Annotated in this window: 26 protein-coding genes; 14 read left to right on the top strand and 12 right to left on the bottom strand. The window is 66.7% G+C overall.

Annotated elements, in window-relative coordinates; translation table 11 throughout:
• Positions 1-216 precede the first annotated feature (216 nt).
• The gene (gene pgk, locus Q0996_RS15725; RefSeq protein ID WP_299621708.1) at positions 217-1,419 is read left to right on the top strand and encodes a phosphoglycerate kinase; all 1,203 of its coding nucleotides are present in this window, start codon (positions 217-219) and stop codon (positions 1,417-1,419) included.
• Positions 1,420-1,538: 119 nt separating this feature from the next.
• Entirely contained in the window at positions 1,539-2,744 is a 1,206-nt protein-coding gene (locus tag Q0996_RS15720) for a DUF4062 domain-containing protein (protein WP_299621706.1), read from the top strand.
• Positions 2,745-2,887: 143 nt separating this feature from the next.
• On the opposite strand, the gene Q0996_RS15715 is transcribed toward Q0996_RS15720, so the two are convergent.
• The 5 genes from Q0996_RS15715 to Q0996_RS15695 all read right to left on the bottom strand — a co-directional run bounded on the left by Q0996_RS15715 (position 2,888) and on the right by Q0996_RS15695 (position 8,200).
• Positions 2,888-4,078: a cupin domain-containing protein gene (locus Q0996_RS15715; RefSeq protein WP_299621705.1), complete on the bottom strand. Its 1,191-nt coding sequence runs from the start codon at positions 4,076-4,078 to the stop codon at positions 2,888-2,890.
• A 207-nt stretch (positions 4,079-4,285) separates the two neighbouring features.
• Positions 4,286-4,645, bottom strand: coding sequence for an AzlD domain-containing protein (locus tag Q0996_RS15710; protein ID WP_299621702.1), 360 nt, complete (start codon positions 4,643-4,645; stop codon positions 4,286-4,288).
• On the bottom strand, positions 4,638-5,396 hold the full coding sequence (locus tag Q0996_RS15705) for an AzlC family ABC transporter permease (protein ID WP_299621699.1): 759 nt from the start codon (positions 5,394-5,396) through the stop codon (positions 4,638-4,640). Before Q0996_RS15705 ends, Q0996_RS15710 begins: the two co-directional genes overlap by 8 nt.
• A 95-nt stretch (positions 5,397-5,491) precedes the next feature.
• Positions 5,492-7,042 (bottom strand): PAS domain-containing sensor histidine kinase, encoded by a 1,551-nt coding sequence (locus Q0996_RS15700; RefSeq protein ID WP_299621696.1) that lies wholly within the window; start codon positions 7,040-7,042, stop codon positions 5,492-5,494.
• Positions 7,043-7,051: 9 nt separating this feature from the next.
• Entirely contained in the window at positions 7,052-8,200 is a 1,149-nt protein-coding gene (locus Q0996_RS15695) for a DUF2336 domain-containing protein (protein ID WP_299621694.1), read from the bottom strand.
• A gap of 782 nt (positions 8,201-8,982) precedes the next feature.
• On the opposite strand from Q0996_RS15695, the gene Q0996_RS15690 reads away from it, so the two are divergent.
• Together Q0996_RS15690 and Q0996_RS15685 are read left to right on the top strand one after the other, a co-directional pair.
• Positions 8,983-9,615, top strand: a complete 633-nt coding sequence (locus Q0996_RS15690; RefSeq protein WP_299621691.1) for an NUDIX hydrolase — start codon at positions 8,983-8,985, stop codon at positions 9,613-9,615.
• Positions 9,616-9,654: 39 nt separating this feature from the next.
• A complete protein-coding gene (locus tag Q0996_RS15685) occupies positions 9,655-10,119 on the top strand; it encodes a Rap1a/Tai family immunity protein (RefSeq protein WP_299621688.1) in 465 nt (154 codons plus the stop codon).
• Positions 10,120-10,327: 208 nt separating this feature from the next.
• Here the strand turns inward: Q0996_RS15685 and Q0996_RS15680 are convergent, their stop codons facing one another.
• From Q0996_RS15680 to Q0996_RS15670, 3 genes are all read right to left on the bottom strand, one after another.
• Positions 10,328-11,179, bottom strand: a complete 852-nt coding sequence (locus Q0996_RS15680; RefSeq protein WP_322096725.1) for an ion transporter — start codon at positions 11,177-11,179, stop codon at positions 10,328-10,330.
• A gap of 133 nt (positions 11,180-11,312) precedes the next feature.
• Positions 11,313-12,542 (bottom strand): ATP-binding protein, encoded by a 1,230-nt coding sequence (locus tag Q0996_RS15675; protein ID WP_299621685.1) that lies wholly within the window; start codon positions 12,540-12,542, stop codon positions 11,313-11,315.
• Between the two features lie 145 nt (positions 12,543-12,687).
• Positions 12,688-13,566 carry a LysR family transcriptional regulator gene (locus tag Q0996_RS15670; RefSeq protein ID WP_299621682.1) on the bottom strand — a complete coding sequence of 293 codons (879 nt, stop codon included), beginning with the start codon at positions 13,564-13,566 and terminating at the stop codon, positions 12,688-12,690.
• A gap of 196 nt (positions 13,567-13,762) precedes the next feature.
• On the opposite strand from Q0996_RS15670, the gene Q0996_RS15665 reads away from it, so the two are divergent.
• Positions 13,763-14,191: a DoxX family protein gene (locus Q0996_RS15665; protein ID WP_299621679.1), complete on the top strand. Its 429-nt coding sequence runs from the start codon at positions 13,763-13,765 to the stop codon at positions 14,189-14,191.
• Between the two features lie 79 nt (positions 14,192-14,270).
• Positions 14,271-15,230 (top strand): glutathione S-transferase family protein, encoded by a 960-nt coding sequence (locus tag Q0996_RS15660; protein WP_299621676.1) that lies wholly within the window; start codon positions 14,271-14,273, stop codon positions 15,228-15,230.
• Positions 15,231-15,421: 191 nt separating this feature from the next.
• On the opposite strand, the gene Q0996_RS15655 is transcribed toward Q0996_RS15660, so the two are convergent.
• The 4 genes from Q0996_RS15655 to dapF all read right to left on the bottom strand — a co-directional run bounded on the left by Q0996_RS15655 (position 15,422) and on the right by dapF (position 19,044).
• Entirely contained in the window at positions 15,422-15,910 is a 489-nt protein-coding gene (locus Q0996_RS15655; protein WP_299621673.1) for a hypothetical protein, read from the bottom strand.
• Between the two features lie 82 nt (positions 15,911-15,992).
• A complete protein-coding gene (ftsY, locus tag Q0996_RS15650; RefSeq protein ID WP_322096724.1) occupies positions 15,993-16,940 on the bottom strand; it encodes a signal recognition particle-docking protein FtsY in 948 nt (315 codons plus the stop codon).
• Positions 16,937-18,214, bottom strand: coding sequence for a tRNA (N(6)-L-threonylcarbamoyladenosine(37)-C(2))-methylthiotransferase MtaB (gene mtaB, locus Q0996_RS15645; RefSeq protein ID WP_299621670.1), 1,278 nt, complete (start codon positions 18,212-18,214; stop codon positions 16,937-16,939). Before mtaB ends, ftsY begins: the two co-directional genes overlap by 4 nt.
• Positions 18,211-19,044, bottom strand: a complete 834-nt coding sequence (gene dapF / locus Q0996_RS15640) for a diaminopimelate epimerase (protein ID WP_299621667.1) — start codon at positions 19,042-19,044, stop codon at positions 18,211-18,213. Before dapF ends, mtaB begins: the two co-directional genes overlap by 4 nt.
• Before the next feature lie 185 nt (positions 19,045-19,229).
• Between dapF and Q0996_RS15635 the strand changes: the two genes are divergently transcribed.
• From Q0996_RS15635 to Q0996_RS15600, 8 genes are all read left to right on the top strand, one after another.
• Positions 19,230-20,051 carry a hypothetical protein gene (locus Q0996_RS15635; protein ID WP_299621665.1) on the top strand — a complete coding sequence of 274 codons (822 nt, stop codon included), beginning with the start codon at positions 19,230-19,232 and terminating at the stop codon, positions 20,049-20,051.
• 363 nt (positions 20,052-20,414) lie between these two features.
• Complete coding sequence (locus Q0996_RS15630; protein WP_299621662.1) at positions 20,415-20,621, top strand: cold-shock protein; 207 nt, start codon at positions 20,415-20,417, stop codon at positions 20,619-20,621.
• Between the two features lie 311 nt (positions 20,622-20,932).
• The gene (gene ffh, locus Q0996_RS15625) at positions 20,933-22,306 is read left to right on the top strand and encodes a signal recognition particle protein (protein WP_299621659.1); all 1,374 of its coding nucleotides are present in this window, start codon (positions 20,933-20,935) and stop codon (positions 22,304-22,306) included.
• A 73-nt stretch (positions 22,307-22,379) separates the two neighbouring features.
• Complete coding sequence (rpsP, locus tag Q0996_RS15620) at positions 22,380-22,838, top strand: 30S ribosomal protein S16 (protein ID WP_299621656.1); 459 nt, start codon at positions 22,380-22,382, stop codon at positions 22,836-22,838.
• Between the two features lie 30 nt (positions 22,839-22,868).
• Complete coding sequence (rimM, locus tag Q0996_RS15615) at positions 22,869-23,429, top strand: ribosome maturation factor RimM (RefSeq protein ID WP_299621654.1); 561 nt, start codon at positions 22,869-22,871, stop codon at positions 23,427-23,429.
• Positions 23,430-23,596: 167 nt separating this feature from the next.
• Entirely contained in the window at positions 23,597-24,337 is a 741-nt protein-coding gene (trmD, locus tag Q0996_RS15610; RefSeq protein ID WP_299621651.1) for a tRNA (guanosine(37)-N1)-methyltransferase TrmD, read from the top strand.
• Positions 24,338-24,387: 50 nt separating this feature from the next.
• Positions 24,388-24,843, top strand: coding sequence for a 50S ribosomal protein L19 (rplS, locus tag Q0996_RS15605; RefSeq protein WP_299621648.1), 456 nt, complete (start codon positions 24,388-24,390; stop codon positions 24,841-24,843).
• A gap of 161 nt (positions 24,844-25,004) precedes the next feature.
• A partial coding sequence (locus tag Q0996_RS15600) for an aconitase family protein (protein WP_299621645.1) occupies positions 25,005-25,650 on the top strand: 646 nt, incomplete at its 3' end.

The following is a 25,650-nucleotide window of genomic DNA, read 5'->3' as shown; positions in this document are numbered from 1 at the left end:
GCTCCTCGTCGAATATGCTTAGGCATGTCCTTCCTCGTCGCTCCTAACCGCGGGCCAAATGCGCTCGGACCATGACAGCGAAATGAACCTCAACAGGCCCTAGAGCGGCGCGCCGCTCCCCTCCTTCGCACTTGCGTGCTCTTGCGGGTTTCGCGACACTCCGGCGCGTGCTTTCCGGCACCGTAGCCCCCAAGCAATTCTCGCGAGGCTCACGCCATGCCTGCTTTCAAGACCCTGGACGATCTGGATCTGGCCGGCAGGGCGGTCCTGCTGCGCGTCGATTTCAACGTGCCCATGGCCGGCGGCAAGGTCACCGACCTGACGCGCATCGAGCGCGCCGCGCCGACGGTGCGCGAACTCACGGCGGCCGGTGCCAAGGTGCTGCTGCTCTCCCACTTCGGCCGGCCCAAGGGCAAGGTGGTGCCGGAGATGTCGCTGGCGCCGCTGGCCCCGGTGGTGGGGGCGGTTCTGGGCGGAACCTCCGTTGCCTTCGCCGCCGATTGCGTCGGCCCGGATGCCGCCTCGGCGCTCGCCGAGCTGCCGGAGGGCGGTGTGCTGCTGCTGGAGAACCTGCGCTTCCACGGCGGCGAGGAGGCCAACGAGGCGGCCTTCGCCGACGGTCTCGCCGCCCTTGGCGACCTCTACGTGAACGATGCCTTCTCCGCCGCCCACCGCGCCCATGCCTCCACCGAGGGCCTGGCTCGGCGGCTGCCGGCGGCGGCGGGCCGGCTGATGCAGGCCGAACTGGAACACCTCGCCGCCGCCCTGGAGCAGCCGAAGCGGCCGCTGGCCGCGGTGGTGGGCGGCGCCAAGATCTCCACCAAGCTGGACCTGCTGGGCAATCTGGTGGCCAAGGTCGACATGCTGGTGATCGGCGGCGGCATGGCCAACACCTTCCTGAACGCCGTTGGCGTCGAGGTCGGCCGCTCCCTCTGCGAGCACGAGATGGCGGAGACCGCCAGGGAGATCCTCGCCAAGGCCAAGGCCGCCGGCTGCGACGTGGTGCTGCCCACCGACGCCGTGGTTGCCGGCGAGCTGGCGGCGGGGGTCAAGACCGAGGTCGTCTCGGTGAAGGCGGTGCCGGCGGGCCAGATGATCCTCGACCTGGGCCCGGCGACGGCCGAGCACCTGGGCCGCCGTCTCGGCGACTGCGCGAGCCTGGTGTGGAACGGTCCGCTGGGCTGTTTCGAGGTGCCGCCCTTCGATGCCGCCACCAACCTGGTGGCTCGGGCCGCGGCGGAACGCACCAAGGCCGGCAAGCTGCTGTCGGTGGCCGGCGGCGGCGACACCGTGGCAGCGCTGGCCCATGCCGGGGTGCTGGCGGACTTCTCCTACGTTTCGGCCGCCGGCGGCGCCTTCCTGGAATGGCTCGAAGGCAAAACTTTGCCGGGGGTCAAGGCGCTGGAAGACGCGGCATAGACCTTTACATGTAGTCGAGATTTTTCCCGCACGTGAGTCGCATGACAGACTCCATCTGAAGTGGTATTAGGCAACTTCGAAATTGCACCAGTGTTTTTGCTCGCGAAGGGACTCTACGCGTGCCTCGCCAGGAAGATGTGCTCTCTGTTTTTGTAGCGTCGCCCAGCGATGTAAGCGACGAACGGGACAAACTTGAAGAGGTGATCCGCGAGATCAACAAAGCTTGGAGCCGAGAGCTAAGCCTTCGCTTCGAATTGGTTAGGTGGGAGACGGACGCATATCCAGGAGTGGGTGACGACGCACAGGCCGTCATTAACGATCAAATTCCCAGTGATTATGATTTGTTCATCGGCATCATGTGGTGCCGGTATGGAACGCCTACTGGACGATCGGGCTCAGGCACGGTGGAAGAATTCGAACGTGCGAAAGCTCGATATGATGCTGATCCTTCAAGCGTTAGGGTCATGATGTACTTCAAGGATGAGGCGATTTCACCAAGCCACATTGATCTTGCTCAGCTGACCAAGGTCAACGAGTTCCGAGAATCCCTCGGCTCTGAGGGTGCACTGTATTGGACTTTCAGAAGCGTCGAAGAATTTGGAAAACTGGTTCATGTCCATCTGACACGCCAAGCTCAGGAGTGGAAGGCACAGCTTCAGAGAAAGACCGATGACGACGAGCCAAAAGAACCGACTAAACGACCCATTCAGACGTCGGACGCGGCGTCAGAACATGAGGAAGAACTCGGGCTCCTGGAACTGCCGGAGGTATTCGAGGGCCAGTTTGAGTCACTCGTGGAGATTTCAGATCGACTCAATGCGGCAATTGAGGATCTTGGTGTCAAGATCAATCGGCATGTAGCTGAGCTAGCGAGCCTACCCAAAGACGCAAATGGAAGTGTAAACAGAAAAGACGCAAAGAGGATCATATCGAAGACATCTTCCGACATGTACGCATTTACAGCTCGTTTGGAGGCGGAAATACCTCTGTTCAGTCGAGCCTTAAATGCCGGGATGAAGGCAGTGATACGTTTCCTTTCTCTGCTGGCGGAGGTGGATGTAGACGAAGTAAACATCAAACAAGCAAACTCATCACTGCAATCGATCCTCGAATTGCATGCAACGATGGGGACAACAGCAGATTCCATTAAGGAGTTTCGTAAATCAGCGCTAGGTCTTCCAAGGTTGACAGGTGAGTTCATCAAAGCGAAACGGGCTGTCGTTGCGGTACTTGACCAACTAATTGCCGAACTGGATAGTGGCAAGTTGTTGCTGCGAGAAGCAGAGTCAAATGTACGCAGTTTCGTTCGCGACAAAAATGCCTGATCTGTTAAAGAAAGCTGATACCAATAAAGCTATTGCTTGTGGCAGCGCCTCCTTGGAATGGCTCGAAGGCAAAACTTTGCCGGGGGTCAAGGCCCTGGAAGACGCGGCCTAGAACCTTTCATGTTTTGACGGCGCCGGGCCTCTCAGCCGATGGCGCGCATGGATTTCATGTTGCGGAACAACTCGGCGACGGCGGCTTCGCTCATCTCCGGAAACTCGGCGCGCAGCGCCGCCTCGGTCACCCGCTCGCGGGCCATGATGAAGTTCACCTGGCGGGCGACCTCGCCGGGGATCTCCACCTGCTGCTTGCCGTCGGAAAGGTAGGGTTTGCCGTTGTGGCGGGTCACCTTGACCTGCTTGCTGACGGTATAGCCCGGCTCGGCGGAGTCTGAGGCGCCGGCCGCCACCAGGTTTTCCAGATCGTAGCTTTTGAAGGCATAGGGCCAGTCGGCGATGGCTTTGGCGGCGACCTTGCGGGCGCCTTCGGAGGTGAGGGCGCCGGCGATCGCCGTGCCCATCTCGGCGAGCACGTCCTTCAGCGCCGCTGCGTCCATCTCCCGCGGCAGGTCGGCGCGCATCCAGGGGTGTTTGATGGCCGCATCCCAGATGATCGGCAGCAGGTCCAGGGGCTTGGGCAGGGTCACCCCGAAGGCGATATGGATGGCGCCGCTCGCCGAGGCCAGGGCGTCGTGATAGACACCGCGGGGGATGTAGAGCAGATCGCCGGGCTTCATCTCGACCTGGTCGACGATCTTGCCGGCGCGGCGCTCCCGCTCCGCGTCGGAGGGCAGGAAGTCCGGGTGGTTGACCGGTGCCTCGTCGCGCCCCTCGTAGATGTTCCAGACCTTCTCGCCGGCGCAGTGCACGGCGAAGACCTCATGCACGTCGCAGTGCGGGCCGAAGGCCTTGTGCTGGTGCATGGAGAAATAGAGGTTCGCCTGGCTGCGTCCGCCGGTGGCCTGCTGCAGGTCGTTGGCCAGGGCGCGCACGCCGGGGGAGAGGGCGTCGATGTCGTTGAGGATGACCGAGGCGCCTTTGGCGATCCAGGTCTGCACCATGTCGGGGTCGGGGCGCAGACTGGCGCCGCCCTGCATGGAGGGGACCCTGGCACAGTAGTCGGCGGTTGCGACCGGCTGCAGATCGAGGAAGAGGCGCATGGTCTCCGGCGTCCACACCGACGTCATGGAGAGCAGCTCGTTCAGCCGCTTCAAGGTCATGATATCTGCGGTGCGTTCCGCCGGGCCGGGAAAGTGCCTGTGGCCCTTGCCGAACTGCTCGGCAAAGAAGGTCTCCCGGTCCAGGGGCGCCAGAAAGCTGTCGAAAAGGTCGGTCATCCGGTCCTCGGTGCCTGCTCGGCCCTTCATTACACCAAAGGTCCGGGCGATTCAAAAGGCCGCCGGCTGGGCTTTTGGCGCTTTCGACTTACGTCGAAACGGTTCCGGCCCGCTCCCCCGTCCGACCACCCCCCGATTGTTTCCATGGGCGATTATCCTATGGGTGGCCGGGAGGGGGAGCGGGCCGGTGCCGTCAAAACACAAAACCTACAGCAGCCAGGCGCGGCCCCAGGTCATCAGCACCAGGGCACCGGCGCCGGCGGCCACCCCCAGGCCGACGTTGCGCCGGGCGAGGAAGAAGATCGCCAGGGCGATTACCGCGGCGGCGATGCGGTCGGCGCTGGCGGTCTCGGCCAGCGGGCCGTTGGGCAGCAGGATCATACGGGCGATGAGCCCGGCCAGCATCGCATAGGCGACGCAGGCGACCCATTCGAAGAGCGGACTGCCGGCATCGATCCGCCCGGAGAGGGCGACCCCCAGGGCGCGCCAGAAGTAGGTCACCAGGCCGCCGGCGATCATCAGCACGATTGGCCAGAAGGCGGAGTCGAGGAGTCCCGGCTCAGCCATGGTCGCGGCTCCACAGGCGGTCGGCGAAGAAGGCGAGGGATCCGGCCAGCAGACCGGTCAGCAGCAGGCCCCAGTCCGCCGAGACGAGATGCAGCAGCGGGCCGCAGACCGCCCCCACCGCCAGCGCCAGGATGCGTGCGCGGTGGCGTGCATCGGCGACGAAGACCAGCATGAAATAGATGGGGTTCAGGAACACCAGCCCCAGGGTGATGTAGCCCGGCAGCAGATCGGCGAGATAGAAGCCGAGGGCCGTGGCGCCCAGGCACATGGCCCAGAGCGTGGCCGCGAAGCCGGCGAAGTAGGGCAGGCGCTGCGGCTCCGGCAGTTGCGGGCAATGGCGCATGGCCGCGGCCCAGCCGGTCACGGCGATGAAGTGGGCGAAGAGGTAGTAGCGCCAGCGCGGCGTGCCCGGCGCGCGCAGAAAGGGCATCAGCGCGACGGTCATGGGCAGCAGCCGGGCATTGGTCATGGCCACGGCGGCGGAGACCACCAGGATCGAGGCGCCCAGGCTGTAGAGCTCCACCAGGATGATCTGGCCGGGCAGGGCCCAGCCGGTGAAGGTGGAGAAGAGGCCGTGCCAGACGGCGAGATCGGCGCCCTGGATCAGCGACCCGAAACCGACGTAGGAGGATCCCAGCACCAGGGCCGGCACGCCCAGGGAATGGCGCATGCCCGTGAGGGCGGCCTGGCGCTGCGAGCCATAGCCCCGGGCCGCGGCCGCGGCGGCCCCTGTCACACTGCTGTCCGGCATGATGACCGCAGGCTAGGCCCCGCCGGGGCGGTCAGCAAGAAGCGGTCCTGGCATGGGTGCCTTGCGGCAGGCGCAGGGCCGTTGAGAAATGCGGGTTAAAGCACGCGGCTGGGGGGCAGGCGCACGATGGCGCGGGTGCCGACGCCGGGTTCGCTTTCCAGATCCAGCCGGCCGCCGTGCAGGCGCACGAAGCCGGCGGAGAGCGGCAGTCCCAGGCCGGTGCCCTCGAACTGGCGGTTCAGACGGCTGTCCACCTGCTCGAAGGGGGCGAAGGCCCGCGGGATGTCCTCCTTGGAGATGCCGATCCCGGTGTCGCTGACCTGGAAGATGAAGCTGCCGTCGCTGTCGACCCGGGCCGAGAGCTCGACCACGCCCTTTTCCGGCGTGAACTTGATGGCGTTGGACATGAGGTTCAGCAGCACCTGCTTCAGCTTGCGCTCGTCGGCACGCAGGCGCGGCAGGTCGTCGGGCAGGCTCACCTCGAAGCTCTGCTCGGCGCGGGTCGCCCGCTCCGCCACCAGGCGGCGCACGGCGGAGATGATGTCGCGCGGATCGACCACCTCCTCGCGCAACTCGTGGGCGCCCGCCTCGATCTTGGCGACGTCGAGGATGTCGTTGATGAGGGTCAGCAGGTGCTGGGCGCTCTCGTGGATGTCGGCGGCGTAGCTCTTGTACTGGTTGCTGCCCAGAGGCCCCAGAAGCTCGCTTTCCATGATCTCCGAGAAGCCGATCACAGCGTTCAGCGGCGTGCGCAGCTCGTGGCTCATGTTGGCGAGGAATTCGGTCTTGGCCCGGTTGGCCAGCTCCGCGCTCTCCTTGGCGCTGATCAGCGCCTCTTCGCGCTGGCGCAGGGCGGTGACGTTCTCCGCCGTGCCGCGGTAGCCGAGGAAGTCGCCGCTGTCGGGGCAGTAGACCGGCAGGCCGTTCAGGCGGAACAGCAGCCGTGCGCCCTCGCGGCTCGCCACCTCGACCTCGGTATCGCGGAAGGGGGAATGCTGGTTGGAAGTCCTCAGCGACAGCAGCTTGGGCGTCGGCTCGGTGGGGATGTCGATCAGTGAGCGGCCGATCAACTCGCGCGGATGATAGCCCAGGGCGTCGTGGACCCGCGGCGAGACGAAGGTCAGGATCAGGCTGCGGTCGGTTTCCCAAACCCAGTCCGAGACCAGACGCGTGGTGTCGTCCAGGCGCGTGGTCGCCTGAACCAGCGCCGTGGCCGTCGCCTTCAGCTTGGTCGTCGGCTCGTAGACCAGCGCCGTGGCGCGCAGGCTGCCGTCGCCCCCCCGGATCGCGCGGCGCTTGGCCCGGAAGTACTCGGTGCGCCCGTCGATGATCAGCTTGTGTTCCTGGCTGACGGCAATCGGTGTCGAGCCGGGGCTGTGGGGCCAGGTGCCCAGGGCCGATTGATTGGGCAGGGCATCGGCGGCGGCCAGGGCGTCGTAGATCTTCTCGAAGGCCTTGTTGGTATAGGTGATTTCCCCACTGTCATCGATGATGCAGGTGGGCGGGCCCTCTTCGAGCAGGTCACGCTGCAGGATCGCCAGCACCGACTGGTCTTCCGGCTTGGCTGCCGGGGGACTTGCCTTGGGCGCCCCGCTGGCTTCCGCGCTGCGGGAGACGATCGTCGGCTTGCTTGCGTCTGTCTTCACCAAACCTGCCTAGCCCTGTCTTGCCCGGCCCACTTCCATTTCCTCGACCGCGGTTTGGAATCCGCTTGCGCGTTGCCAGCCACGCAGCACGTGCTTCGCGTCGTCCCGGTTTGCCTGGTCATAGACCTTCGTCGCCTTGGAGAGATCACCGGGGGACGTCTTGCGCCCCTCGATCCCGGCGCTGCGCGTCAGGAGAAAGAGGGTCGCGAAGTCCTGCTTTGAAACACCAAGAGCAAGGCAGGCGATGGCCAGTGTCTCGCCGCCCTGACCATAGATCACTTCGGCGCGCCGCGGCATGGAAATTCCGCTCCATTCTTCAAAAAGTGCCTCGAAGAGCGGAACTTCGCCTTGGCGTAGTGTCTGGATCAGGAGCGCGGCTGAGATCTTCTGCTCCGATGCCATGGTGCGGGCGAGCTGTGTGGCCGTCGCTTCCAGGCTTTGCGGCCCGTTCGCCTTGGCCGATTGTTCGGCAGCGAGATCCAGCACCGTGGCCTCCAGCTCGTCGTCCAGGGAGGTCGGGTGCACGTCGTAGGTCTTCAGGATGTCGGCGCGCAGGTTGGCCGCCACCCGCCAGTACAGGCGCTGGGCGATTGCTGCGGTCAGGTCGCGCCGGTGAACCAGGGGCTCCTGGAATTCGTCGGTGTGCTCGGCCTGCTCGGCCAGATAGCTGAGCGTCGCTTCGGAGATCCTGGCGCTGTGGTTCTCCAGGAGGGTCTTGATGACGTCCTTGTCGTGGGTGCTCACCAGTTCGTCGGAGACCGCCTCGCTCAGCTCGCGGCGCCGGGCGATGGCGATCTGATGCTGATGGCTGCGGTGATGGATGATGCGGATCAGTTCATCGTCGGACAAGAGGCTGGAGCGCAGCAGCATGGGCCGCGCGACCTCGATCTCGTCGTTGGCCAGGGCGATGACCAGGGCCCGCGGCGCGGCCGGATTGCGCGACAGCCGGTCACTCAGCTTCTTGCGAATCGGCACCTCGAATTCGTGAATCAGCTTGTCCAGGATCTGCGAGATCGTGTCGCGCTCCTGGTCGCTCAACAGGTGATCGCGCTCCATGGACATCTGGGCGATCTGCGAAGACAGCTGTTCGCGGCCTTCGATCGACTTGTGGAGTGCTAGCTGCAACAGTGAGTGAAGATCCTGATCCTGATCTTCCATTCAACTCTTCCTCGATCCGATCCTCAAAAGCGGACTTCCCAAGGCTTTGCCCAATACTCGCAAACAAAGCGCAACGCGTTCGGATTCCGGCGAAACCCCCTACAAAATAGGAAGTTAAGGTAAAAACACTGTGAAATTGGCCGCTTAGCAATTCATCGCCCCCGACCAAGGATTGTCAAGAAATAATAGAAAAAGGGGAAATAAAAATCGGTCGAAGCACAGGTCTATTTATGTGAAATCACATCAGCCAAAGCAGAGGGCCGTCAGCGAACAATTCCGGGAAGTCTAAAATTTGTAAGTCGTTTCAGGATGTTAGATTCGCGGAGCGGGCCGGGAAATATAGACCTATGCGTGTATGTGATTTGGAAAACCACCTAAGGATGAAGTTTCTGAATAACGTCGCAGAACTCATTGCTCTGATTAGATTTTAGGGCGTGGCCATCGGTCCTGTGCGGGTCAAAGGATTCGCAAAGACAAAGAATCGGGAAACTTCACCAGGTCTTAACCGCGCGCTGCGAATACTCGTGCCATGCAAATCGGCCAACACAGCTCCCCCCTCGCGCTTACGGTCCTGAAAGCCCTCGGCAGCCCCGCGACCGCCGCATCGGTCAGCTCCGCAGCGGCGAGCCCGGCATCGACCAATCCGCTGTCCACCGGCCCGGCCACGGACCGCAACGAACCGGCCGGTCCGCCCGAAGCGGGCCGAATCCCGCCCCGCGGTTCCTTCGTCGATCTGAAGGCCTGAGCCCGGGCCTTCGGGCCCCTCCGGCCTCCTCCGACCCTTGAGCAGCGACCTTGTGGTGCACTGGGCGCTGCGCCACAGTGTGTGGATGACGGCTGCAGAAGAACAGACGGGCAAGACTGCCGCGGCCGAGGCGTCGGGCTCAGAGCGCTTCGAATCCAGGATCCCGGAGGGCGACGACCGCCCCCGGCTGGTCTGCCGCGACTGCGGTTTCATCAACTACGAGAATCCCAAGGTTGTGGTCGGCTCCGTGGCCACCTGGGAGGACCGGATTCTGCTCTGCCGGAGAGCGATCGAGCCGCGCAGGGGCTATTGGACCCTGCCGGCCGGATACCTCGAGCAGAAGGAAACGGCGGCGGCGGGGGCCGAGCGGGAGGCCTGGGAGGAAGCCGGCGCCAAGCTGATCATCGATCAGCTCCTGGCGGTCTACTCGATCCTGCACATCTCGCAGATCCAGCTCATCTTTCGGGCCGAACTGGCGTCGCCGGATCTCGCGGCCGGCGCCGAGACTCTGGAGCTCGATCTCTTCACTTGGCAGTCGATTCCTTGGGACGATCTGGCCTTTCCGTCGGTGCGCTGGGCGCTGCACGACCACCGCGCGGTGCGGGGCCAGAGCGGATTTGCGCCGCGCGGCAACCCCAGCGAGCCCGAAGAGGGGCCATTCGGGCTCTAGCAGCCCGCGCTGGGCACTGCGCCGCAGGGAGGTGAAAGCATGCGCGTTCGTTTTCAGGGCTTGCAAGGCACGGGCGGGCGGAGGCCCTGGCCGGTCCGCCTGCGCCTTGGCCTTGCCGGGGTGGTTCTTGCGGCTCTCGCGCTCGTCGGCCCGGTTCCGGCCGGGTCGGTCGACCGAGGGCCGGTCGTGGCCGCCGATCCCCTGTTCTCCCATGAACGGCCGCGGTTCCGCAGCGGCGCCGAGCTGCTGGCCGACTGTACCTCCGAGGCGCCGGAGCGCCGCGGCCGCTGTGCCGGCTACGTCATGGCCATCGCCGATGTGCTGGGGGGCGCCGGGGCCCGTGTGGACGGGGTCGAAGCCTGCCTCAAGGGCGACGAGAGCCTGGAGGAACTGATCGCGGCGGTCCGCCGCCACCTGGAGGAAAATCCGGCGCGCCGATCGATCAAAGGCGACGGCGCGGCCGCCTACGCGCTGTCGCTCTACCGGCCCTGCGACCACGCCTGACGGCGCCGGGGAAGCAATGCCCGCTGGCAAGCTGTTGAAATAGCCAGTTGGGTGATTGACCTCGTGGTTCGAGACGCCCCCTTGTTCCCAGGGGGCTCCTCACCATGAGGTCAATCAGGCCAACACCTCGCCTCACCCTGAGGAGCGGTTCGCAGAACCGCGTCTCGAAGGGTAGCATGCCTCCTACTGGCACTTTTTCAGCAGCCTGCTATGGGGCTTGGCGGTCCAGCAGCTTGCGGATCTGGGTGATCTCCTGGCGCAACGCCTTGAGGTCGTCTTCCAGGCGCATGGCGTCGCCGTGGGATTGCTGGGTGATCAGCTCCAGGGCCTCGTCGCGCTCGGCGTCGTGCTGGCTCTGCATGGCGTTCACGATGATGGCGATGAAGAGGTTCAGCACCGCGAAGCTGGTCACCAGAATGAAGGGCACGAAGAAGGCCCAGGCATAGGGGTAGACCTCCATCACCGGCCGCACGATCCCCATGGACCAGCTTTCCAGGGTCATGATCTGGAACAGCGAATAGGCCGAGGCGCCGAGGGTGCCGAACCATTCCGGAAAGGCGGCGCTGAACAGCTTGGTGGCCATCACCGAGAAGACGTAATAGAGCAGGCCCAGAAGGGCGGCGATGGAGCCCATGCCGGGGATCGCCTGCAGCAGGGCCTGGACCACCTTGCGCATCGAAGGGACGACGGAGATCAGGCGCAGGACCCGCAGGATGCGCAGCGCGCGGAGCACCGAGAAGGCGGCCGTGCCCGGTGCCAGGCTGACGGCGACCACGGCGAAGTCGAAGATGTTCCAGGGATCCTTGAAGAAGCGTCCGCGGTAGACCCAGAGTTTCGCCAGGATCTCCAGGACGAAGACCGCAACGATGATCCGGTCGGCGAGATGCAGCAGCGATCCGATCTCCGCCATGGTCCGCGCCGAGGTTTCCAACCCCAGGACGGCGGCGTTGATCAGAATGAGCCCGGTGATGGCCCGTTGGACCATCGGCGATTCGAGCGTGCGCTGAAGGCGCGAAGGCGCCGGCTGGGCCGGCTCCCCTGTGCCACTGCTGGGCGGCATGGTCCTATTTCCCCCTGGATGACGGCGGACGCAGACAAAGCTGTTTAGATGTGCGAGGCCGGCGGAAGGATCAATAGCCGAATCGCATGCCGCGATCAGAAAGACCGCGTTGGTCGGTCTGGGGGCCTGCCGTTCAGGCGCTGTGGGAGAGGCCTTCGTCCGCGGCGGGCCGGCGGCGCGAGGCCGGCAGGGTCACCGCCACCTCGGTGCCGAAATTGAGCCGGCTGCTGAGGGTCAGCTGGCCGCCATGAAGCTCGACCAGCGCTTTGGACAGCGGCAGGCCGAGGCCGGCACCCTGATGCGGATGGGCCCGGGTGTCGTGGGCCTGCCCGAAGGGCTGAAGGATGGTTTCGATGTCTTCCTGGCGGATGCCGATGCCGTTGTCGCGCACCAGGATCTGCAGGTCCCCGTCAGAGGTCTGGCCGGACTGCAGAACCACGCGCCCGCCCGGCGGCGTGAACTTGATGGCGTTGGTCAGCAGGTTGAGGACGACCTGCTTCAGCTTCACCTCGTCACCGCGCATCCACACCGGGGCCTCGCCGAGCTCGAGATCCAGGCAGACACTGCCGCTTGCGGACCGCGGCTCCAGCAGGCGCGCGCAGTTGGTCAGCAGGTCCTGCAGGTCGATGGACTCCTCGTGCAGCTCCATCTGCCCGGCCTCGGCCACCGAGAGGTTCAGCAGGTCCTCCACCAGGCTCAGCAGCAGCTGGCCGCTGTGATGGATGTAACCGACGTGCTCGCTCTGCTGTTCGGTCAGCGGTCCGTAAAGCTTGCGCGCCATGAGATCGGAGAAGCCGATGATGGCGTTGAGGGGTGTGCGCAGTTCGTGGCTGACGTTGGCCAGGAACTTCGCCTTGGCCGCGTTCGCCTCGGTGACCTGATGGAGGGCGGTGCTGAGGCGGTTGAAGCGATGTCCGGCGACGGCGGTGGTCATGCGCATCAGCTCGGTGGCGGTAGCGATGCCGCAGTAGCTGCCGCCCCGGGTGACGATGAAGCCGTCGATCATGGCGCTCGGCTTGTCCGCCAGCAGCAGTTCGCTGACCTGCTCGATGCGGCGGTCCCACTCCACGATCAGCGGGTTCGGGTCCATCAGCTTGGTGATCGGCTTGCGGTTGAACAGCTCCGGCCAGAAGGGCCTGGCCATATTGGCGAGGAACTCGAGGCGTCCCACCAGGCCGATGGGCCGCTCCTGGGACACCACGGCGACGGCCCAGACGGATTCGTCCTGGCGCAGCATGTGGTGAACCGCGGCGCAGGGGGTCTGCGGCTCCACCGCCGGGGCCTGGGCCACCAGAACGCCGGCGGCCGGGGACTCGCCGCTTGGGTTGGGGATGACGCTGAGCTCGCCTGCGGCGGCTGTCATGAGAGCTGTCCCGGATCGCTATGACTACGGTCCTGGGACGCTATACCTCGGCGCGTTAACAAAGCGTGTTGGGATGCCGCAGATCGCCGGACTCCCGGGGATATCCGGACTTCGGGGATATTCCGACTGTCGCCTGCCGGGGCCCTCAGGGCTCGGCCGTTCCTCCGAGGCGCGGGGCCATGGCCCGCAGACGGTCGTAGAGCAGATCCAGCAGGGCGCGGACCCTGGCGGCGCGGCGCAGATCGGGGTGGGTCAGCAGCCAGAGGTCGGTCTGCAAGGCCTCGGGCGGGTCGATCACCCGCACCAGGTGCGGGTCGGTATCGCCCTGGAAACACGGCAGGATTGCAAGGCCCAGGCCGGCACGGGCGGCGCTGGCCTGGTTGAGCAGCGAGTTGGAGCGGTAACCGATGCGCCCCGGGTCGACATTGCGGGCCAGCCAGCGCGCGGCCGCCGGCGGTCCGGCACCATCCTCCCAGGCGATCCAGTCCCGCTGCGCCCAGGCCGCCCGGTCGCCCGCGTCGTCGGCCGCCCGAACCAGGCGTCCGCTGGTGCGGTAGACGGTCGAGGACAGGGTCGCGACCCGGCGGCCGGTGAGGGTTTCCGGTGGCTCCTGGGTGGGGCGCAGGGCCACATCGGCCTCCCGGCGCGTCAGACTGAGCATGCGGTTGTCGATCACCAGGTCCAGGGTGATGTCGGGATAGCTCTGGCGGAAGCTTGCCAGCAGCGGCATCAGCAGGACCTCGGCGATATCGTCCGGCGCCGTGAGCCGCAGGCTGCCGGTCAGGCGTGCGTCCTGGCCGCTGAGCCGGCGTTCCAGGGCTTCCACCTCGGCTTCCACCCGCTCCGCCGTGCGCAGCAGGTCTTCCCCGGCGGCGGTGGCGGCGTATGCTCCGTCCTTGCGGTCGAAGAGACGTACGCCCAAACGGCTCTCGATGGCGCCTAACCGGCGGAAAACCGTCGAATGATTGACCCGTAGGTACCGTGCGGCAGCAGCCAGACTGCCGTACCGTGCGATCGCAAGCACCGTACGTAGGTCACCCGTATGGTCGGTTATTTGCAAGAATGCAAACTCAATTTGCCAAGATTGCGAATCGAATTGCGCTCAAGCACACCATAAATCCCCATCGATCACAAGATATCCGTCGCCGTGGGGCGCCACACCCAAGATGGCGGTCACGGCGGCACCGAACCACGCGCCCGACCATGCCAGGAGACAAACAATGATCGACGCCAAGACCGCCCCCTACGCCGCCCTGTTGTTGCGGGTTGCATTGGGGATCATGTTTCTCGCCCATTCCCTCTATCTCAAAGTCATGGTGTTCACCGTTCCCGGGACGGTGGGCTTTTTCGAATCCCTGGGCCTGCCGGCGGCGGCGGCCTATCTGACCATTGCCGCCGAGATCCTGGGCGGCATTGCCCTCATCCTGGGCGTGCAGACCCGGCTGATCGCCGTGGCCCTGCTGCCGGTGCTGCTGGGGGCCACCTGGGTCCATGCCGGCAACGGCTGGGTCTTCTCCGCCGAGGGCGGGGGCTGGGAGTATCCGGTCTTCCTGGCGGTGGCCGCCGCGGTCCAGGCCCTGTTGGGCGACGGCGCCCACGCGGTGAAGCAGCCCTTCTCGGCCCTCGGAAAGGCCGCCGCCGCCCGCTGAGCCATCCCCTCTCGCCGACCCGCCCGCCGGTGCCATCCGGGTGGGCCATCCCCCCCCGACCAGCAGGAGGTCAACAGACATGAAAGCCTTGATCGAAGGGGTCTGGCAGCCCCAGGTCACAGACACCGCCACCTACCAGCGCGCCCGTGCCAAGCAGCCGGAGGGGCTGTTCCGCAACTGGGTCACCGCCGATCCGGGAACCCGCTTTTCCGCAGAGCCCGGGCGCTACCACCTCTATGCCTCCTACGCCTGCCCCTTCGCCCATCGGACCTTGCTCTATCGCCGCCTGCTGGGGCTCGAGGACGTGCTGCCGCTGTCGGTGCTCCACCCGCGCTGGGGCGGGCCGGAGGGCTGGACCTTCGCCCCGGACCCAGCCTTTCCGGAGGTCACCGTTGACCCTGTCAACGGCGCGTCGGCGCTCTGGCAGCTCTATGTCGAGGTGCGCCCGAACCATACCGGCAAGGTGACCGTGCCCCTGCTCTGGGACACCCGCGAAGGCACCATCGTCAGCGACGAGTCGGCCGACATCATGCGCATGCTGGATCTCGCCTTCGCCGGCCTCAGGGACAACAGACTGACCTTCTACCCGGCCCGCCTGCGCGACGAGATCGACGAACTGGGCGGCTTCATCCGGCGCCGCGTAAACGGCGGCGTCTATCGCGCCGGCTTCGCCGCGGATCAGGCGGCTTTCGACGAGGCGATCGCCGATTTCTTCGCGGCGCTGGATCAACTGGAGCAGCGCCTGTCCGACGGGCGGCCCTATCTTCTGGGAGAGACGGCGACCGAAGTCGATTGCCTGCTGTTTCCGACCCTGGTGCGTCTCGATGCGGCCTACGCCGGGGCGCTGAAGGTCAACGCCCGGCGCCTGACGGACTACCCCCACCTCGACCGGCACACCCACCGGCTCTACGCCTGGCCCGGTGTCGCCGAGACGGTGAAGCTGGACCACGTGAAGCGCCACTACTACGACGATCTCGGCGTGACCAACCCCGGCATCGTCCCGCCGGGCCCCGCAACGCCGTTTGAAGTGGCGGCCTAGCGGACACTGTTGATGCGGGCGAACACCCTCTCACCCCTGTATCTGTTGATTGGTGCATTCTTGCTGGGCGGTCGGCAGCGTGGGAGAGGGTTGCGCAGGCTTGGCGCAATTGGAGAGCGCGCCAAGCCGAAGCTGGGTGAGGGAGGACGGACGACCACTAACCTCAGCCTCTCTGGCATGAAGGCACTGCGTTACCCGGCGCGATATGCTTTCAAGATGTGCATCCGCTCGTCAGGGGTGTTGTCGTGGTGAACGAAGCGATACTTGATTTCCAGGACCTCAACGTCCTCTGGAACCTTATATTCAATCAATGAATACCCGCCGTCGGGTGAGAGGTCGCCGAAAAGCATGCGGGTGATGTCTACATCGTAGACGAAATGGTTGCTTCTGACCGTCCACGGACGCGAGTTGACAGCCAAGAACAGCACGAGCGCCGGTTTGCCGGCAACTGGTTCACCATCAGCCAGAACTTCGACCACTTTGATGGCCCACATTCTTTCTTGATACAGAACACTCCCCGGCCTTGTTTTTATCACCAGGGGCACGACCGGATTCCCGGCGAGAAATTCTGCTTCGGAAGTAAATGCGTCGCTCGGTTCCAGGGTCGCATCCGTTTCAGAACCGGCGCATCCGGCAAGCAGCGTGGACAGCGCAAGAAATGCGATCGTGAGAACTCTCATGGCAGGCCCCCGAAGATGTCAGTGCCCATAAGGCACGGTCACTTTGCACGAGGCAGCGCCTGCGTCACAGACCGCGTTTCGCTTAGCCGCTCTGCTCCAGGCCCACCAGGGCGCGGGCGAAGTCCTGGGCGGTGAAGGGGCGGAAATCCTCGGCCCCTTCGCCAACGCCCACCACGTGGACCGGCAGGCCGTACTTCTCGGCCAGGGCCACCAGCACCCCGCCGCGGGCCGAGCCGTCCAGCTTTGTCACCACCAGGCCGCTGATATCCACCAGGTCCTTGAAGGTGCCCACCTGGGTGAGGGCGTTCTGTCCGGTGGTGGCGTCCAGCACCAGCACCACATGGTGGGGCGCCGCCGGCTCTACCTTCTTGATCACCCGGGCGACTTTCTGCAGTTCGGCCATCAGTTCGGCCCGGTTGTGCAGGCGCCCGGCGGTATCAATCAGAAGAACGTCGTCGCCCGCCGCCTTGGCCTGCTCCACCGCCTCGAAAGCGAGGCCGGCGGCATCGGCGCCGGGGTCCTTGGCGACCACGGGACAGCCGCTGCGCTCCCCCCAGATCTTGAGCTGTTCGATTGCGGCGGCGCGGAAGGTGTCGCCGGCGGCGAGGCGCACGGAGAGGCCCTGGCCCCGGTAGTGGGTCGCCAGCTTGCCGATGGTGGTGGTCTTGCCGGAACCGTTGACCCCCACCACCAGCACCACGGTGGGCTTGGCTGCCGGATCGAGGGCGAGGGGCTGGGCCACGGGCTCCAGGATCTGGGCGATGTCGGCGGCCAGCGCCGCGCGCACCTCCGCCGGATCGACGTCCTTGTTGAAGCGGGTCTTCGCGAGGTTGGCCGTCAGCCGCGCCGCGGTGGCCACGCCGAGGTCGGCGGTGATCAGCAGTTCTTCCAGCTCTTCAAGGGCCTGGTCGTCCAGCTTGCGCTTGGTGAAGATGCCGGCGATGCCGTCGCCCAGCTTGCCGGAGGAACGGCTGAGCCCGGCCCTGAGGCGCTGGAACCAGCCGGCCTTCTGTGTCGCGGTCTCGCTCACGCCGCGGGGGAGAGCGTCTGGTCGAGGGGAACGGCGGTGAGGCGCTGGCCCTCCCGCCCGGTCACGCGCGCCGCCACCACGGTGCCGATCGCGCCGCGGTCGAGCACCACCGGCGCGAAGCTCTCGCTGTGGCCGGCAACGCGCCCCTCGGCGTCCTGCTTTTCGATCAGTACGGAGGCGGAACGACCGAGCTGGGCATCGAGGAATCGGTCCAGCACCGCCTCCCCGGCGGTGCGCAGCCGCGCGGCGCGGTCCTTGCGCTCCGCCGCCGGGACTTGCGGCATCTTCGCCGCCGGCGTGCCCCGGCGCGGCGAATAGGGAAAGACGTGGAGGTAGGTGAGGCCGCAGTCCTCCACGAGGGCCAGGGAGTTCTCGAACATGGCCTCGGTCTCGGTGGGAAAGCCGGCGATCAGATCGGCACCGAAGACGATGTCGGGGCGCAGGCGCCGCAGTTCGTCACAGAGCGCCACGGCCTCGGCGCGGGCATGGCGGCGCTTCATGCGCTTCAGGATCATGTCGTCGCCGGCCTGCAGGGAGAGGTGGAGATGCGGCATCAGGCGCGGTTCCTCCGCCAGCAGGCGGCGCAGGTCCGGGTCCAGCTCGATGGCGTCGAGGGAGGAGAGGCGCAGGCGCTGTAGGCCCGGGACCTGGGCCAGCAGGCGGCGCAGCATCTGCCCCAGGCGCGGCCGGCCCGGCAGGTCGCCGCCGTAGGAGGTGATGTCGACGCCGGTGAGGACCACCTCCGCCACGCCGCGCTCGACGAGGGCGCGGATCTGGCGCACCACCTCGCCCAGGGGCACCGAGCGGCTGTTGCCGCGGCCGTAGGGGATGATGCAGAAGGTGCAGCGGTGACCGCAGCCCTGCTGGACCTGGACGAAGGCGCGGGTGCGCTCGGCGAAGCCCTCGATGAGCTGCGGCGCCGTTTCGGTCACTGCCATGATGTCGTTCACCCGCACCCGCGGCGCCTCCGTGTCGCCGAAGCTCTCCGCACGCAGCTTTTCCTCGTTGCCGAGCACCCGGTCGACCTCCGGCATGGCGGCATAGCCCGCCGGATCGATCTGCGCGGCGCAGCCGGTGACGATGATCCGCGCGCCGGGCTGCTCGCGCCGGGCCTTGCGGATCGCCTGGCGCGCCTGGCGCTCGGCCTCGGCGGTGACGGCGCAGGTGTTGACGATGACGGTGTCCTCCAGGCCCGCCGTCTCGGCATGGCCGCGCATCACCTCGGATTCATAGGCATTGAGCCGGCAGCCGAAGGTGAGGATGCGCGGGCTCATGGGATCAAGGCCTCGGGCAGGGTTCCGGTAAAGGCCGTCGCCACCGGGCCGGTCATCAGGACATGGCCGTCCTCGCGCCACTCCAGCTCCAGGGCGCCGCCGTCCAGGACCACTTCCACCTTGCGCCCGGTGATGCCGCGGCGGGCAGCCGCCACGGCGGCGGCGCAGGCCCCGCTGCCACAGGCCTGGGTGAGGCCGACGCCCCGCTCCCAGACGCGCAGACGCAATCGGTTCGGGCCGATCACCGCGGCGGCGCCGATGTTGGCGCGCTCGGGAAACAGCGGATCGTGCTCAAGCGCCGGACCCAGCCGATCGAGGGGCAGGCTCTCCACCGCCTCGACGAGAAAGACCGCATGGGGATTGCCCATGTTGACCGCCACGGGATCGGAGAGGGGGCCGCTGGCGAGGCCCAGGTGCAGGGTGTCGCGTTCCTCGCTCAAAGGGATGTCGCGCCAGCCCAGGCGCGCCTCGCCCATGTCGACGGTGACCCGCGCGGGGCCGGCGGCGCTGGCCTGCAGCAAGCCGGCGGTCGTCTCGACAGTCAGCCGGTCGCGCCCGGTCTCTTCCATCACCAGGGCGGCGACACAGCGGGTGCCGTTGCCGCAGGCCCCGACCTCCCCGCCGTCGTGGTTGCGGATGCGCATGAAGACGTCGGCCCGGCCGTTGCTCGGCGGCTCGAGGATCAAGAGCTGGTCGCAGCCCACCCCGGTGCGCCGGTCGGCAATCGCCCGCGCGGCGGCCTCCGAAGGCGCAAAAGGCTGGTCCCGGGCATCGACCACCACGAAGTCGTTGCCCAGGCCGTGCATCTTGATGAAGGGCCGTGCGCTCATGAGGCGGGTTATAGGACTCGCGGGCTGGATAAGTCCATACCGCTGGCGAGACCGACAGCAGCCGTCGGTGGAGAGAGGCTGCCCAATTTTCGCCATGGCTCCGCCCTCATTCCGGGCGTTTTGCCGGTGAGCATGACATCGGCGCGTGCGGCAGGGGGCCGTGCGCCGAACCCATGGGGGAGATCATGATCACCAAACGCTTCGCCCTGTTGGCCATGGCCGCCGGCCTGGCCGGGCTTGTCGCCGGCTGCGGCCACCAGATCCAGACCACGTCGGGCTCGGACTACCTGGCGGCCTACAAGGCGGTGGATGGCCGTGCCGGCCCGGCCGCCGCGACCGACGCGGAGATCATCGCCGCGGCCGATGTGGAGCCGCAGCTCCGCTTTCCCGCCCGTCTCGGCCTGGCCCGCCTCGACAAGGGCGGTCTCTCGCCGGTTCCGGCGGCGGAGGCTGAGGCCTGGCGGGACCTGGCCGAGCGGTTGGGCAGCGGCTACGGCGAATTCGTGCCGGTCTCGCCGCTGATTGCGGCACTTGCCACGCCGGCGCCGCTGCAGCCGGACTTTCGGGATGACGGCTGGCGCCGCTATCGCAAGTCCCTTGCCCAGGTGGTCCAGGAAGTGCGCCTCGGTGCCGCGCGTCAGCACCTCGACGCGGTGCTGATCTACGAGCCCTTCGGCACCTCCAGCGAAGCGAGCAACCCCCTGGCCATCACCAAGCTGGCGCTCATCGGCTTCTTCCTGCCGACCGAGGGCGTCGAGGCCGAGGGCTTCGCGCAGGCGGTGCTGGTGGACGTGCGCAACGGCTATACCTACGGCACCGCCTCGGCGGTCTCGGAGAAGCCGAGCTACCGCCTGACCACGGTCAGCGACAGCGGCGATGCCCACCGGACCGCGCGCGGCGAAGCCCAGGCGCGGGCGGTCGCGGCGCTCACCGGCGAGGTGGAGACCATGCTGCGCGACCTGCGCCTCGCCCTCGCCGAACGGCGTCTGGAAACCGGGGGGCCATAGCCGCTGGATCGGCGCGGCGGTGGCGGTGCACCGGCAATGCGACCGCTGTTCCGCCGCCGTTGAGAGTCTTCCGAAGGCCTTGCCGAAGTTCGGAGCCGTGGCATTGGTGTGGCCCTAACCGTTTGGATTAGCGCAAAAATCGCGTCCGATTCAGCTTGCTTTCCGGCGCGCCAGCGCATAGGTGTAGCCTTGGTGACGGACGCATGGTCAGAAGCCGCGGGCTGGGTTTCATCGCAATCGGCAAAGCCGGGCAGGTGGTGAACGTCCGTCCTCAGTCTTCCCCGACGATGTTGTGCGTTCACTCGGCCCGGGCAAAAGTGTCCCGGGACGCACTAAGTTGAAGTTCGAAGGAAGACCCAGACGATGATCACGGGAACCGTGAAGTTTTTTAACACCACCAAAGGCTTTGGCTTCATCGCGCCGGAGGACGGCTCGAAGGACGTCTTCGTGCACATCTCCGCCGTCGAGCGTTCGGGCATGGGCCCGCTGGTCGAAGGCCAGAAGGTGAGTTTCGAGGTGGAGGCCGATCCGCGCGGGCCGAAGGCGGTGAACATCCAGGCCGCCGACTGAGTTTCAGGAGGCGTCAGCCCGACGAACCGGCCGCCCAGGAAGGGCGGCCGTTTTCGTTGGCCCATTTGTTTGCATCATACCGTTTGTTTGCACCATAGCGGTGTGGGCTTGACGGCGCCGGGCCCAGACCATAAGTTCCGCGCCATTCTAGCCAGGGTGATTTGCCGGCTTTCGCCCCCCAATACCGAACGGGATCCGGGGCAGCCCCGCCAGTCCGCGAGTTTTCGCGCACTGGCGCGAAACACGTTGGACTGATGCTGGGGACTGATGTTGGGGACTGATGCTGGGTATGAAGGGAAACAGGCGACCCGATGTTCGATAGCCTTCAGGAACGGCTTTCCGGTGTCTTCGACAAGCTGACGCGCCGCGGCGCCCTCAGCGAGGCCGACGTGAGCGCGGCCCTGCGCGAGGTGCGGGTGGCGCTGCTGGAGGCCGACGTCGCCCTGCCGGTGGTGAAGGACTTCGTCGAAGGGGTGCGCGAAAAGGCCGTCGGGCAGGAGGTGCTGCGCTCCGTCACCCCCGGGCAGATGGTCATCAAGATCGTCCACGACCATCTGGTCGAGACCCTGGGCCAGGAAAGCGTCGGCATCGACCTCAAGGCCACGGCGCCGGTGGGCATCATGCTGGTGGGCCTGCAGGGCTCCGGCAAGACCACGAGCTGCGCCAAGATCGCCCGCCGCCTGCAGGAGCGCGAAAAGAAGAAGGTCCTCATGGCCTCCCTGGACGTGCGCCGCCCCGCCGCCCAGGAACAGCTCAAGGTGCTGGGCGAGCAGGCCGGCGTCATGACCCTGCCCATCGTCCCCGGCGAACCGCCGGTGGCCATCGCCAAGCGGGCGATGCAGTCCGGCGCCCTCGAAGGTTACGATGTGGTGATGCTGGACACCGCCGGGCGGCTGGCCATCGACGAGGAGTTGATGGCCGAGGTGGCGGCGGTGCGCGACGCCGCCAAGCCCCACGAAAGCCTGCTGGTGGCCGATGCCATGACCGGCCAGGACGCGGTGACCGTCGCCGGCGCCTTCAAGGAGCAGGTCGGCCTCACCGGCATCGTGCTGACCCGGGTCGACGGCGATGCCCGCGGCGGCGCGGCGCTCTCCATGCGCGCGGTCACTGGCTGTCCCATCAAGCTGATCGGTGTCGGTGAAAAACTAGATGCCCTGGAGGGCTTTCATCCCGACCGCGTGGCCTCGCGCATCCTCGGCATGGGCGACGTGGTCTCCCTGGTGGAAAAGGCGGCGGAGACCATCGAGCAGGACGAGGCGGAAAAGCTCGCCAAGAAACTGCAGAAAGGCACCTTCGACCTGGACGACTTCGCCAAGCAGCTCCAGCAGATGCAGAAGATGGGCGGCCTCTCCAGCCTGATGGGCATGCTGCCGGGCATGTCCGGCGCGCAGATGCAGCAGCTCAAGAAGGCCAAGCTGGACGACGGCATGGTCAAGCGCCAGTTGGCGGTGCTGTCCTCCATGACGCCCAAGGAGCGCCAGAAGCCGGAGATCATCAAGGCCTCCCGCAAGCAGCGCATCGCCAAGGGCTCCGGCACCACGGTGCAGGAAGTGAACAAGCTGCTGAAGCAGCACAAGGATGCGACCCGGGTGATGAAGCGGGTCCAGAAGATGGGCAAGAAAGGCATGCTGCGCGGCGGCCTGCCGGGAATGATGCCGGGTGGCGGCGGAAATCCCTTCGGCTAGTCCGGCCGCCCAAAGAGAATTCCGAACAGACCAGACAACAAAACAGACTGACAGCAGAAAGAGAGCAGTTCAGATGTCCTTGAAGATCCGTTTGTCCCGCGGCGGCGCCAAGAAGCGGCCGTTCTACCGCATCGTCGTCGCCGATTCCCGCAGCCCCCGCGACGGGCGCTTCATCGAGCGCATCGGCTCCTACAACCCGATGGTCGCCAAGGACCATCCGGACCGGGTGGTGCTGAACGCCGAGCGCGCCAAGCACTGGCTGTCGGTGGGCGCCACGCCCAGCGACCGGGTGAGCCGATTCCTGGCCGCCGCCGACCTGGCGCCGGCCCGCCGCATCCCGAACCAAACCAAGAAGAACCAGCCCGGCCAGAAGGCGCAGGAGCGCCTGCAGGAAGCCGAGGAGGCCAAGAAGGCGGCGGCGGAAGCTGCGGCTGCCGAGGCGGCCGCCCCCGCGGAAGAAGCGCCTGCGGAGGAAGCCTCGGCTGAAGAGGCCCCCGCCGAGGAGGCAGCCGAAGAGGCGAAAGCCGAGTAACGCGCGCCGCGGACCCGCGAGCGCCCGGTCATGGCGGCGGCGCCGAAGCAGCCGGCGCGGGTCTGCCTCGGCGTCATCGCCGGCCCCCACGGTGTGCGCGGTCTGGTGAAGGTGAAGAGCTTCACCGAAGTGCCGGAGGACGTGGCGGCCTACGGGCCGGTCACCGACGAGAGCGGCGGACAGCGCTGGACCCTGGAGCCCGTCGGCCAGGCCAAGGGCGCCGTCCTCGTGCGGCTCGCCGGGGTCAAGGACCGGAACCAGGCCGAGGCCCTGCGCGGCACGCGGCTCTACGTGGCGCGTAGCGCCCTGCCAGAAGTGGCGGAGGACGAGGTCTTCTACCACGCGGATCTGATCGGCCTCGCGGCCGAGGCCCCCGACGGCCGGCCGCTGGGCCAGGTGAAGGCGGTGGACAACTACGGCGCCGGCGACCTGCTGGAGATCGTCGGTCCTGACGGCGAGAGCCTGCTGCTGCCCTTCACCCGGGCGGTGGTGCCGGAGGTCGATCTGGCCGCGGGCCGGCTGGTGGTGGTGGCGCCCGAGGAGGTGACGGTACCGCCGGACGGCGATGCCGAAGAGGGCCGGGACGGCTGACCGGAGCGCGGTTTGGGCTGGACCGGTAGCCGCGCGGAAAAGCGGCGCTTTGGGCTGGACAAACCGGCCTTCGGGCGCCATAAAGCGCCGCCTCGCGCTCGGTTCCGGGCCCGGTTTGGTCCAGGACCCGGGCCGGGGTCGCGGAGAGCGTCGGGAGAGGAGGTCCCATGGCGGCATGGCGATCGCTGGTCCTGACGATCTTCCCGGAGATGTTTCCGGGGCCGTTGGGGCAGAGTCTGGCGGGAAAGGCCCTGGATAAGGGCCTCTGGGCGCTCGATGTTCTGGACATCCGGAACTTCGCGCGCGATAAACACCGCAGCGTCGACGACACCCCTTTCGGGGGCGGCGCGGGCATGGTGATGCGGCCGGATGTGGTGGATGCGGCCCTCTCTGCGGCCCGCGAGAGTTGGAGCGGCGGCGCAACGGGATCAGAGGGCGAAGCTCCGGTCCTGTACCTCTCGCCCCGGGGGCGTCTGTTGACGCAGGACGTGGTGCGGGATTTGGCGGCGGGGCCGGGTGTCACCCTGCTCTGTGGCCGCTACGAAGGGGTGGACGAGCGGGTCCTGGAGGCCCACGGCACTCTGGAGGTCTCGGTCGGCGACTACATCCTGTCCGGCGGCGAGACGGCGGCCCTGGTGCTGATGGACGCGGTTGTACGCTTGCTGCCAGGCGTCATGGGGAACGCAGACAGCCCGGGCGAGGAATCGTTCGGGGCGGAAGCTTTTGAGGGGCTGCTGGAGTACCCCCTCTACACGCGGCCAGCCGACTGGCAGGGCCGCCCGGTGCCGGAGGTGCTGACCTCGGGGCACCACGAGAACATCCGCCGCTGGCGTCAGGCCCGCGCGGAGGAGATTACCAGGCAGCGCCGCCCGGACCTCTGGGCGCGCTACACGAAGGACAAAGGCTAGCGCCTCAGGTGGGTTTGAGGCGCGGCATGTTGGTTTGAGGAATGAGAGCCATGAACGTCATCGAACAGATCGATCAGGAACAGCTCGGCAAGCTGACCGCCGACCGTGAACCCCCGGCCTTCGCCCCGGGCGACACGCTGCGGGTCAACGTGAAGGTGCGCGAGGGCAGCCGCGAGCGCGTCCAGGCCTTCGAGGGTGTTTGCATCGCCCGCCGCAATCGCGGCCTCAACTCCGCTTTCACCGTGCGCAAGATTTCCTATGGCGAAGGCGTCGAGCGCGTGTTCCCGCTCTACAGCCCGCGCATCGATTCCATCGAGGTGGTGCGCCGCGGCGACGTGCGCCGGGCCAAGCTCTTTTACCTGCGCGGCCGCACCGGCAAGGCGGCGCGTATCCGCGAGCAGACCACCGGCCACAGCGGCAAGCTGGAGGCGGCGGCCAAGCAGGAGGCCGCCAAGGCCAAGGCCGAGCGCAGCAAGTCCAAGAAGGCCGGGAAGGGCGAGGGCTGAGGCGCCCCTCGGGCCGGAGAAGTCCGCCGGGCGACCGCACCATCCCGCGCTTTGCCATTTAGGCCGAGGGCCCGTCAGGACGCTGCTAGAGTGCGCCGGCGGGCCCTTCGCATTTCCGCCGGTCCAACAAGAACAAGAACCGATCGAGGAACGAGAACGGAATGTCCGCGCAAGCACCCCAAGGGCCGCGTACCCTGTTTGACAAGATCTGGGACAGCCATCTGGTGAACCGGCAGGACGACGGCACCTGCCTGATCTACATCGACCGGCACCTGGTGCACGAGGTGACCAGCCCCCAGGCTTTCGAGGGGCTGCGCATGGCCGGCCGCGAGGTGCGCCGTCCCGAGGCGACCCTGGCGGTGCCGGACCACAACGTGCCGACCACTGACCGCTCCAAAGGCATCGAGGACGAGGAAAGCCGCATCCAGGTGGAGACCCTGGAAAAGAACTGCGCCGACTTCGGCGTGCCGATCTTCGACATGAACGACGTGCGCCAGGGCATCGTCCACATCATCGGGCCGGAGCAGGGCTTCACCCTGCCGGGCATGACCATCGTCTGCGGCGACAGCCACACCGCCACCCACGGCGCCTTCGGGGCCCTGGCCTTCGGCATCGGCACCTCCGAGGTCGAGCACGTCCTGGCCACCCAGACACTGATCCAGCAGCCGGCCAAGAACATGCGCATCTCCGTCGACGGGGCGCTGCCCCTCGGCGTCACCGCCAAGGACCTGATCCTCGCCATCATCGGCAAGATCGGCACCGCCGGCGGCACCGGCCATGTCATCGAATACGCCGGCCAGGCGATCC

Source organism: Pelagibius sp., assembly GCF_028289705.1.
Classification (GTDB): domain Bacteria; phylum Pseudomonadota; class Alphaproteobacteria; order Kiloniellales; family Kiloniellaceae; genus Pelagibius.
Note: the sequence above shows the minus strand (reverse complement) of the source record. Positions and strands in the feature narration are given on the sequence as shown.